This is a genomic window from Micromonospora sicca (assembly GCF_003172935.1).
GTDB lineage: Bacteria > Actinomycetota > Actinomycetes > Mycobacteriales > Micromonosporaceae > Micromonospora > Micromonospora sicca.
In genome coordinates this window covers 1-7,268 of record NZ_QGKS01000412.1, presented here as the reverse complement: position 1 = coordinate 7,268, position 7,268 = coordinate 1, and the positions used below count along the sequence as shown (strand labels likewise).

Below are 7,268 nucleotides of genomic sequence, written 5' to 3'. Positions count from 1 at the left end.
GGCCAGGTGCGCGCCGGTGGCCGAGGCGGCCCGGGGCCGCGCGGCTGCCGCGCCGGCGCGGACCCGCCGGAGGCGAGGTGTGGTCATCTGCCGATCCTCCGACGCCACCGGGCGGGCCGGGCCCGTCCTGGCTCGGCGTCCACCGCCCGGGTGACCGCTCCCGGACGTTGCGCGGCACGGCCGGGCTGACGCCGAGGGTCACCGGGCCGGAGGTGCCGAGTGCGTCGGTGGGCCTGCGTATCCTCCGGCGGGTGACCTCCGCTGTGCGCCTCCGTCCGGTACGCGACGCCGACCTGCCCGAGTTCTTCGCCCACCAGCAGGATCCGCAGGCCAACTGGATGGCCGCCTTCGGGCCGGCCGACCCGGCCGACCGGGCGGCGTTCGACGCGCACTGGGCACGCATCCGCGCCGACCCGCGCATCGTCACCCGGACCGTGCTGGTCGACGACGAGGTGGTGGGGCACGTGGCTGCCTTCCCGGTCGACGGGCGCACCGAGGTCAGCTACTGGATCGACCCGCGCCGGTGGGGCCGGGGCCACGCCACGGCCGCGCTGGCCGCGCTGCTGCGCGAGCTGCCGCGCGGCCCGGTGCACGCCCGCGTCGCCAAGGACAACCGCGCCTCCCTGGCCGTGCTGCGCAAGTGCGGCTTCGTCGTCGTCGGCGAGGACTCCGGGTACGCCGACGGCCGCGGCGCCGAGGTCGAGGAATGGGTGCTGGAGCTGCCCGCCGACGGCACTGAGCTGGGCGACCACTAGTCTCCCCGGGGTGAACTGGCTGGAACTCGTCGGCTGGGCCGGCTCCGCGCTGCTGGTCTGGTCCCTGCTGCAGACGCGCATCCTGCGGCTGCGCGCGCTGAACCTGCTCGGCTGCCTGATCCTGATCGGCTACAACGCGGCGGTGCACGTCTGGCCGATGGTCGGCCTCAACGTGGTGCTGGCCGTGGTCAATGTCTGGTACCTGCGGAAGATGCTGGCCACCCGGCACGACGAGCAGACGTACCAGGTGGTCGAGGTGGGCACTGGCGACGCGTTCCTGGCCCACACGCTGCGGGTGCACGCGCCCGACATCGCCCGGTTCAACCCGGATTTCCACTGGGACCCCGAAGACCGCCGACGCTCCGCCTTCCTGGTGGTCCGCGCCGACGAGGTGGTCGGCGTGGTGGTGTCGCACGCCGAGGCCGGCGGGGTCGCCCAGATCGACCTGGACTACGTCACCCCGCCGTTCCGCGACTTCACCCCGGGCGAGTTCGTCTACCGGCGCAGCAGCCTCTTCACCGACCGCGGGTTCCGCCGGGTGGTCAGCCCGCCCGGCATGGTCGCCCCCTACTACCACCGGCTCGGCTTCCGCCCGGAGGGCGACGCGTACGTCCTCGACCTGCCCGCGCCGGCCTGACGGCCCGCCGCCACCGGGAGGATTCAGCCACCCCGCCGCTGGGCACAGTGGGGCCTACGCCGACCGGGTTCCCGGCCGGCGGCGTCGGCCGGGCCGGCCGACGCTGGGCGCGGTGAGGGAGAGAACCGGGCGTGCAGAGCTACTGGAGCCAACTGGCCCTGGTCGGAGTCCTGGTCATCGTCAACGCGGCCTTCGCCGGTAGTGAGATGGCCCTGGTCTCGCTGCGGGACAGCCAGCTCCAGCGGCTGGAGCGGACCAGCCGCGCCGGCCGGACCCTGGCCCGGCTGGCCAAGGACCCGAACCGGTTCCTGGCCACCATCCAGATCGGCATCACGCTCGCCGGTTTCCTCGCCTCGGCCGCCGCGGCGGTCTCCCTGGCCAGGCCGCTCGTACCGCTGCTCGGGGTGTTCGGCGACGCGGCCGGGACGGTCGCCATCGTGGCGGTGACCCTGGCCCTGACCTTCGTCACCCTGGTCTTCGGCGAGCTGGCCCCGAAGCGGATCGCCATGCAGTCCGCCGAGCGGTGGGCGTTGGTGGTGGCCAGGCCGCTCGACCTGCTGGCCACCTTCACCCGGCCGGCCGTCTGGGCCCTCGGCGCCACCAGCGACCTGGTGGTACGCCTCTTCGGGCTGAACCCCGGGCACCAGCCCGAGGAGATCGGCCCGGACGAGCTGCGCGACATCGTCGCCGGCAACCACGGCTTCACCAAGGAACAGCGGACGATCATCGCCGGCGCGGTGGAGATCGCCGACCGGCAGCTGCGGGCGGTGCTCGTACCCCGGCTCCAGGTCTTCACGCTCGACAGTGGGACCACCGCGGAGGCCGCCCGGCTGGTGCTGGCCGCGACCGGCCACTCGCGGGCCCCGGTGGTCCGGCACGGCGGCCTGGACGACGCGGTCGGCGTGATCCACCTGCGCGACCTGGTCGGCGTGCCGGACGACCGGCCGGTCGACGAGTGCACCCGACCGCCGATGCTGCTGCCCGACTCGCTGCCGGTGGTCGACGCGCTGCGCCAGTTCAAGGCCGAACGGCAGCACATCGCCCTGGTGGTGGACGAGCGCGGCGCGGTCGACGGGATCGTCACCCTGGAGGACATCCTCGAGGAGATCGTCGGCGAGATCTACGACGAGACCGACCGCGACCTCAGCTCCGTCCGCACGGAGGAGGACGGCACGCTGCTGCTGCCGGGCACCTTCCCGGTGCACGACCTGGCCGACCTGGGCGTGGCGCTGCCCGGCCGGCCGGCCGGCGACTACACCACCATCGCCGGGCTGGTGCTGACCTGCCTCGGGCACATCCCCACCGTGGCGGGGGAGAGCGTCACCGTCGACGGCTGGGAGCTGGTGGTGGCCGACATCGACCACCGGGCGATCACCGAGGTGCGGATCCGCCGCGACGCCGGCACCGACGGGGCGACCGACGCCGACGCCCCGCTGCTGGAGGCCCGCAGCTGACCGTCGCGCCGGCGCCCGGCCGGCCCGCACCGCCGCCCCGGGGCCGGCCGTCAGTCCGTGCCGCCGGGCGGGCCGAACGGGAAGCCGGGTACCGGCGGGGAGAGCCGCACCTGGTCGGCGGGCAGTTGGTGGGTGCTCCGCCCGAGCATCCGGGCGATGACCCGGAGCAGCCACGGCCCCGACGGGTGCAGCTCCGGGCCGATCAGGCGGCTGGTGACCCGGGTCCACCAGTGACCGGCGACGATCACGTCGGTCAGCCGCAGCCGGTCGGGCGGGAAGCCACCCCGGACCACCACGTCCACCACCCGCCCGAGCCGCCGCCCGTGCAGGTCGTACGCGGTCCTCCCGAGCAGCTCACCCGCTCGCACGGTTCGCTCCCGGGATCCGGTCGATGAGGTGCCGGCGCAGCCAGCCCTCGACCGGCGGCGGCGGCAGGTCGGCCGCCCGGACGCGCAGCCGTACGGCGGTGTCCACCCGGTCGATCAGGGCGACCGGGATCCGTACCGGCGGTTCGTCGACGAACCGGTCGGCGAATCCGACCAGGAAGCGCCCGACCCGGCCGCCCATCCGCTGCCCGAGCGCGCCCTGCGCGGTGAGCAGGCAGTCCACGTACGGGAACCCCTCGTCGTCCACGGCGAAGGCGATGTCATCGACCCGGCCGACCAGCCGGCCGTCCCGGTCGACGATCTGCCGGTCGAGCAGTTGCTTGGCGAGCTGGACCCTCACTGTCCCATCCTCGTGATGATCGCCAACGGGATCGCCGCCACCGACACAACGACGATGAGCAGCAGGAACAGCGCGCCGAGCAGGTTGTTCCAGCGGCCGTTCACCCGGTCGCCCAGGTAGTTCCGGTCGTTCGCCACCACCAGGATCGGCAGGTACGTCAGCGGCAGCACCACCGCGCTGAGGACCAGCATGTACTCGGTGAGCCGGACCGGGTCGATCGTGGTCAGCAACAGCAGCACCCCGAGCAGCACGCTGACCAGCAGCACGGCGTGGAACCGGGCCGCCTCGCGCGGGCTGACCCGCTTGCCCCACTGCCAGCCGAAGTACTGCGACGCCGCGTACGCGGCCGACAGCCCGGTCTCCAGCGCGGCGCCGAAGGTCACCGCGAAGAACGCCAGCACGGCCGCCGCCAGCCCGATCCCGCCGAACGCCCGCACCACCGGCTGCGCCACCTGGTCGAGGGTGTCCAGCGCCTCCCCGCCGGGGTGGTAGACCACCGCCGCGGTGGCGATCAGCGACAGCGCGAGGAACCCGCCGACCGGGAAGCCGATCAGCACGTTCGAGCGGGCGTGGGCCAGGTCGGCGGCGCTCCACCGCTCCTCCACCCCGCCGGAGGAGAAGAAGAAGACCTCGTACGGGCTGACCGTGGAGGCGAAGAGCGCCACCGCGAGGAACCAGTAGGCGCTCCAGCCCTGCCCGGCGGCGCTGAGGTGCACCGCCTGGTGGCCGAGCCGCCCCCAGTCGGTGGGCAGGGCGAACAACGCCACCGCGAAGACCAGCAGGGCCATCCCGGCGAGCCCGAAGACCCGTTCCATCAGCTCGAAGCGCATCCGCCACAGCACCAGCCAGACGGCGAACGCGGCCACCGGCACCCACAGCAGGTAGCTGACCCCGGTGGCCAGCTGCACCACCAGCGCCACCCCGCCCAGTTCCGCCGCCAGGGTGACCACCGTGACGAGGTAGGACGCGACCAGGTTGAGCAGCGCCACCCGCGGCCCCAGCCGCTCCCGGACCAGGTCGAACACCGCCCGGCCGCTCACCGCCGCGATCCGTCCGGCCATTTCGGCGTACGCGCAGATGCCGAGCACACCGACGAGCAGCACCCAGGCGTGGGCCATGCCGAACCGGGCGCCGGCCTGGCTCGCCGCCACCAGGTCGCCGATGTCGACGAAGCCGCCGATGGCGGAGAGCACGCCGAGGGTGGCGGCGAGGAGCTTCCTCACGTCGGCGGGGCAGCGGCGGGTCTCATCGACGCGACGATATCCGCGTCAGCCCCTCAATTCAGGTCGAATCGGGCGCTCCGGCCCCGGGTCAGCGGGCGGTGAGGTTCTGCAGGCGCACCTGGCCCCGGGAGACCAGTCGCCCGTCGCCGTCGGTGATCTCCACCTGCCAGAGCTGCTGGCTGCGGCCCTGGTGCACCGGCGTGCCCACCGCGGTCAGCTCACCCTCGCGGACCGCCCGCAGGAAGTCGGTCTGGTTGGACACCCCGACCACCTGGCCCTTGTCGCCCAGCCAGAGCGAGCCGCCGATGCTGGCCGCCGTCTCGACCACCGAGCAGTAGACCCCGCCGTGCTGGATCCCGAACGGCTGGTGCAGCTCCGGGCGCACCTCCCAGCGGATGACCACCTTCTCGCTGCTGACCTCGTCGAACTTGAGCCCCAGCAGGGCGACGAAGCCCCCGGTCAGGTCCGGCATCTCCACGGCAGCCCCTCCTCGCCTCGTACGGAGCCGCCAGCCTAGCCGCCCCGCCGAGAGGCAAACCCGGTACGGCCCGGGGGGTGTGATGGGGGAGAATCGGTGACCGTGACCGACAGCAACCTCCCGCACGGGCGGGACTCCCTGACCGAAGACCTGCGGTGGCGGGGCCTGATCCAGGACTCGACCGGCCTCGACGAGCTGCGCGAGCTGCTCGACGGCGAGAGCGCCACCTTCTATGTGGGCTTCGACCCGACCGCGCCGAGCCTGCACGTCGGCCACCTCATGCAGGTCACCACGGCTCGCCGGCTGCAGCTCGCCGGGCACCGCCCGCTGCTGCTGGTGGGCGGCGCCACCGGCCAGATCGGCGACCCGAAGGAGAGCGCCGAGCGGACCCTCAACCCGCCCGAGGTGGTCGAGGGCTGGGTGCGGCGGATCCACGACCAGCTCGCGCCGTTCGTCTCGTACACCGGGGAGAACGCCGCCCGGCTGGTCAACAACCTGGACTGGACCGGCGAGATGTCGGTGGTCGAGTTCCTGCGCGACGTGGGCAAGCACTTCCCGGTGAACAGGATGCTGGCCCGGGAGGTGGTCAAGGCGCGGCTGGAGACCGGCATCAGCTTCACCGAGTTCAGCTACCAGCTCCTGCAGTCGCACGACTTCTTCGAGCTGCACCGCCGGTACGGCTGTCAGCTCCAGTACGGCGGCTCCGACCAGTGGGGCAACATCACCGCCGGCGTCGACTACATCCGCCGCCGGGGCGCGGGACCGGTGCAGGCCTTCACCACGCCGCTGGTCACCAAGTCCGACGGCACCAAGTTCGGCAAGACCGAGGGCGGCGCAGTCTGGCTCGACCCGGAGATGACCAGCCCGTACGCCTTCTACCAGTTCTGGCTCAACGCCGACGACCGCGACGTCGTCCGCTACCTGCGCTACTTCAGCTTCCGCTCCCGCGAGGAGCTGGAGGAGCTGGAGAAGGCGACGGCCGAGCGTCCCCAGGCCCGGCTCGCCCAGCGCGCCCTCGCCGAGGAGCTGACCAGCTTGGTGCACGGCGAACGGGAGCTGGCCCAGGCGGTCGCCGCCAGCCAGGCGCTCTTCGGCCGGGGGGCGCTGGACGAACTGGCCCCGGAGACGCTGCGGGCCGCCCTCATCGAGGCCGGCCTGGTGCACCTCACCGAGCTGCCGGACGTGGCCGGCCTGCTCAAGGAGTCCGGGTTGGTGCCCAGCACGAAGGAGGCCCGGCGGGTGATCGCCGAAGGCGGCGCCTACGTCAACAACACCCGGATCTCCGAGGTGGACGCCACCGTCGGCCCGGAGGACCTGCTGCACGGCCGGTACCTGGTGCTGCGCCGCGGCAAGCGTTCCTTCGCCGGGGTTGAGCTGCGCAGATAGCCGTACGTCGAGAGTGTGACGCGGGACGCGCCCAGCGGATTTGACGATCAATCCGCTGGGCGCGTAACTTTCTCTCTGCCAGCGCGGAACGGACGAAACAGGCGAAAGACCTGACAGGCCGGAGCGCGGGAATGACCCCCAGGGTCGGATGGTTACACTCATCAGGAACCTGGGACCGGGCGGTGCCCCGGATTCGCCGAGAGGCGGATTTGGCGAGGCGGAACCGACCGGGTAAGGTTATCGGCCGGCAGGGAAACGGGCGAGCGTGCGGGAGACCGCAGCGGCCGTCCTGCCGAAACCCACGAAGCGCCCGGCGCGAGCCGGTCGAACAGTGGTGCCCGGCAAAAAAGGTTGACGTACGACAAACCGCGAAACACCGGTTTGACACGGCAAAAACCCCCGGGTAACGTAGTAAAAGTGCCCGGCGCGAGAGCGGCGGGTGCGGACGGACGAAATGCCCCGGATGGAAGTCCTACTGGGTAGGGCTTCTGGATGGTGTGTGGTTGTTCTTTGAGAACTCAACAGGGTGCTTGATAAGCCAGTGCCAAATTGATTTATACCCCGGACTGGCAGTTCTCCTTTGGGGGGATTGTTGGTTGGGATTCCTTT

General features: G+C 72.2%; 8 protein-coding genes. 4 read left to right on the top strand and 4 right to left on the bottom strand.

Going from position 1 to position 7,268, the window contains the following annotated elements:
- The first annotated feature begins 251 nt into the window (after positions 1 to 251).
- From DKT69_RS32125 to DKT69_RS32115, 3 genes are all read left to right on the top strand, one after another.
- Entirely contained in the window at positions 252 to 755 is a 504-nt protein-coding gene (locus DKT69_RS32125) for a GNAT family N-acetyltransferase (RefSeq protein WP_109805185.1), read from the top strand.
- Between the two features lie 10 nt (positions 756 to 765).
- On the top strand, positions 766 to 1,392 hold the full coding sequence (locus DKT69_RS32120) for a hypothetical protein (RefSeq protein WP_236648484.1): 627 nt from the start codon (positions 766 to 768) through the stop codon (positions 1,390 to 1,392).
- A 131-nt stretch (positions 1,393 to 1,523) separates the two neighbouring features.
- Entirely contained in the window at positions 1,524 to 2,846 is a 1,323-nt protein-coding gene (locus DKT69_RS32115) for a hemolysin family protein (RefSeq protein ID WP_109805182.1), read from the top strand.
- Positions 2,847 to 2,896: 50 nt separating this feature from the next.
- On the opposite strand, the gene DKT69_RS32110 is transcribed toward DKT69_RS32115, so the two are convergent.
- The 4 genes from DKT69_RS32110 to DKT69_RS32095 form a co-directional block, all read right to left on the bottom strand.
- Positions 2,897 to 3,214 carry a hypothetical protein gene (locus DKT69_RS32110; protein WP_109805181.1) on the bottom strand — a complete coding sequence of 106 codons (318 nt, stop codon included), beginning with the start codon at positions 3,212 to 3,214 and terminating at the stop codon, positions 2,897 to 2,899.
- Positions 3,201 to 3,572 (bottom strand): hypothetical protein, encoded by a 372-nt coding sequence (locus tag DKT69_RS32105; RefSeq protein WP_109805180.1) that lies wholly within the window; start codon positions 3,570 to 3,572, stop codon positions 3,201 to 3,203. Before DKT69_RS32105 ends, DKT69_RS32110 begins: the two co-directional genes overlap by 14 nt.
- The gene (locus DKT69_RS32100; RefSeq protein WP_109805179.1) at positions 3,569 to 4,795 is read right to left on the bottom strand and encodes an NRAMP family divalent metal transporter; all 1,227 of its coding nucleotides are present in this window, start codon (positions 4,793 to 4,795) and stop codon (positions 3,569 to 3,571) included. Before DKT69_RS32100 ends, DKT69_RS32105 begins: the two co-directional genes overlap by 4 nt.
- Before the next feature lie 88 nt (positions 4,796 to 4,883).
- Positions 4,884 to 5,267 carry a PaaI family thioesterase gene (locus tag DKT69_RS32095; RefSeq protein ID WP_201749965.1) on the bottom strand — a complete coding sequence of 128 codons (384 nt, stop codon included), beginning with the start codon at positions 5,265 to 5,267 and terminating at the stop codon, positions 4,884 to 4,886.
- Between the two features lie 108 nt (positions 5,268 to 5,375).
- Here DKT69_RS32095 and tyrS point away from each other — a divergent pair, with 108 nt between their 5' ends.
- Positions 5,376 to 6,659, top strand: coding sequence for a tyrosine--tRNA ligase (gene tyrS / locus DKT69_RS32090; protein ID WP_109805184.1), 1,284 nt, complete (start codon positions 5,376 to 5,378; stop codon positions 6,657 to 6,659).
- Positions 6,660 to 7,268: the final 609 nt, after the last annotated feature.

Bases quoted from the DNA above. Each gene is read 5' to 3' on its own strand.
- DKT69_RS32095 (WP_201749965.1), bottom strand. From the start codon at position 5,267: ATGCCGGACCTGACCGGGGGCTTCGTCGCCCTGCTGGGGCTCAAGTTC.